3 protein-coding genes are annotated in these 2,050 nt (G+C 48.2%); all 3 read right to left on the bottom strand.

Features of this window, described 5'->3' with window-relative positions:
• Positions 1-891 (bottom strand): HAD-IC family P-type ATPase (locus SPADD19_RS01515; protein WP_164905816.1); only part of this gene is annotated, 891 nt, incomplete at its 3' end.
• A gap of 8 nt (positions 892-899) precedes the next feature.
• Positions 900-1,286: an SMU1112c/YaeR family gloxylase I-like metalloprotein gene (gene gloA2 / locus SPADD19_RS01510; protein ID WP_061455027.1), complete on the bottom strand. Its 387-nt coding sequence runs from the start codon at positions 1,284-1,286 to the stop codon at positions 900-902.
• A 67-nt stretch (positions 1,287-1,353) separates the two neighbouring features.
• Positions 1,354-2,050: DNA translocase FtsK (locus SPADD19_RS01505; RefSeq protein WP_164905815.1), on the bottom strand; the 697-nt coding region annotated here is incomplete at its 5' end.

Genomic DNA, 2,050 nt, shown 5'->3' with positions numbered 1-2,050 from the left:
ATCGACACAAAGGACATCCACCCGCGATAAGGTCTCAATCCCCTTCATGCTATTGAGCAGAACCTTTTCCTTGGCCAATCTGACAGCACCAAGAGCCAGTGCCAAGGTCATCAATAGATACAAGCCTTCTGGAATCATCCCGATCAAGGCCCCGACTGTTGAAGTCACACTGAGCTTGAGACTATCGCCTAGGCTGATATAGCTACGAAGAAAAAGGAGGGAACCTAGCGGAATGATAAGAAGACCAATGATCCCCACAATTCGATTGACCGCATGGACCATATCGGACTCCTCATGAGACTTAACCTGCTTGGCTTCCAGGCTCAATTGGTTGATGTAGGAGTCGTTCCCAACTTTTTCCAATCGCGCTAAACCTTGACCAGCGATCACAAAGCTACCTGACATGAGTGAGTCTTCCGCTCCTTTTTTGACTTCATCAGCTTCACCGGTCAATTGCGACTCATCGACTTTTAGCTCTCCCTCTAGTAAGACCCCATCCGCATAGATCTGATCTCCAGCTTGAAAGCGGACCAGATCGCCCTCCACCAGCTGATCGATAGGTAAAGCGACTTCTTTTCCTTCACGAAGAGCGATCGCCTCACTCATATGTAGAAATTGCATCTGACGCAAGATACGTCTAGAGCGGACTTCCTGCACAATTCCAACTAAGGAGTTGGCCACGACAATCGGGACAAACAAGAGATTGTTCCAAGACTTCACTGCTACCAGCAAAATAGCCAAAATCAAAAATATCAGATTAAAGTAGGTAAAGACATTGTCTCGAATGATCTGCCCAATACTTTTTTCTGTCTTAATCGTGACCTTATTTTGCTTGCCCTCTTGGATCTTTTTGGCTACTTCTTCCTGACTGAGTCCTTCTAATCTATCCATTGCTTTCCTCACTTATGTATTTCCAAGGGCAATCCTTCTGGATCGAAGAAAAATGCCATCTTCTTACCATCAAAATCATCATAGCGAAGGCCTGTATTCTCAATACCTAGCTGATCCAATCTAGCTAGATACGCCTCTACATCTTCCACTTTAAAGGCCAGATGTCGTAGTCCCGCATGCTCGGGCAGGGGAAGCTTAGGCCGTTCTGGGGCCGTCGGTTTGATAAAGAGTTCTAAAGTCAGCTGGCCCTGGCGGAGATTGATCAAGATATCTCCGCGTTCGGGACGGTCATACTCACTGACAATCGCAAATCCCAACAGGTCCACATAAAAGTGCAACATGGCGTCGCGATCCCGTCCAATGATGGCAATATGATGAATCGTATCTAACTTCATCTGGTCCTACTTTCTATTTTCTATAAAAAGAAAAGGGAGTGGGGCAAGTGCCCTCTTCCCCCTAGACTTATTGTTGCAATACTTTTCGAGGCTTGGTCCCTTCAGCTGGTCCAATTACACCCGCTGCTTCCAACTCTTCCATGAGGCGAGTCGCCCGGTTAAAACCAACCGATAAGCGGCGCTGGATCATCGAAGCACTGGCTTTTTGGGTCTCGATGACGAGTGCCTTGGCCTCTTCAAAGAGAGGATCACCCTCGTCGGAGCTACCCATGCCTCCATCAAAGTCCGACTCCGATACTTCGCCTGGATCAAAGGCATCATCATAATCGGCTTCTGCCTGCTCTTTGACAAAGTTGACAATCCGCTCCACATCGTCATCTGAGATAAAGGATCCTTGTAGACGGATTGGGTGGTTTTCATCGATCGGTTTAAAGAGCATGTCCCCACGACCGAGCAGTTTCTCTGCCCCATTTTCATCCAAGATGGTCCGTGAATCGGTCCCAGATGATACCGCAAAAGCGACACGGGAAGGCACATTGGCCTTGATCAAACCTGAGATAACATCAACCGATGGCCGTTGGGTCGCCAAGATCATGTGGATCCCCGCTGCACGCGCCTTCTGTCCAAGGCGAATAATGGCATCTTCCACTTCTTTACTTGCGACCATCATCAAGTCTGCCAACTCGTCAACAATGACCACGATCAATGGGAGGGGCACTTGCTTCATCTCAGACTGGGCATTGTACTCAGCCACCTTGGCATTA

It is taken from the genome of Streptococcus parasanguinis (assembly GCF_001578955.1).
GTDB classification, from domain to species: domain Bacteria; phylum Bacillota; class Bacilli; order Lactobacillales; family Streptococcaceae; genus Streptococcus; species Streptococcus parasanguinis_U.
Note: the sequence above shows the minus strand (reverse complement) of the source record. Positions and strands in the feature narration are given on the sequence as shown.

Bases quoted from the DNA above. Each gene is read 5' to 3' on its own strand.
- gloA2 (WP_061455027.1), bottom strand. From the start codon at position 1,286: ATGAAGTTAGATACGATTCATCATATTGCCATCATTGGACGGGATCGC.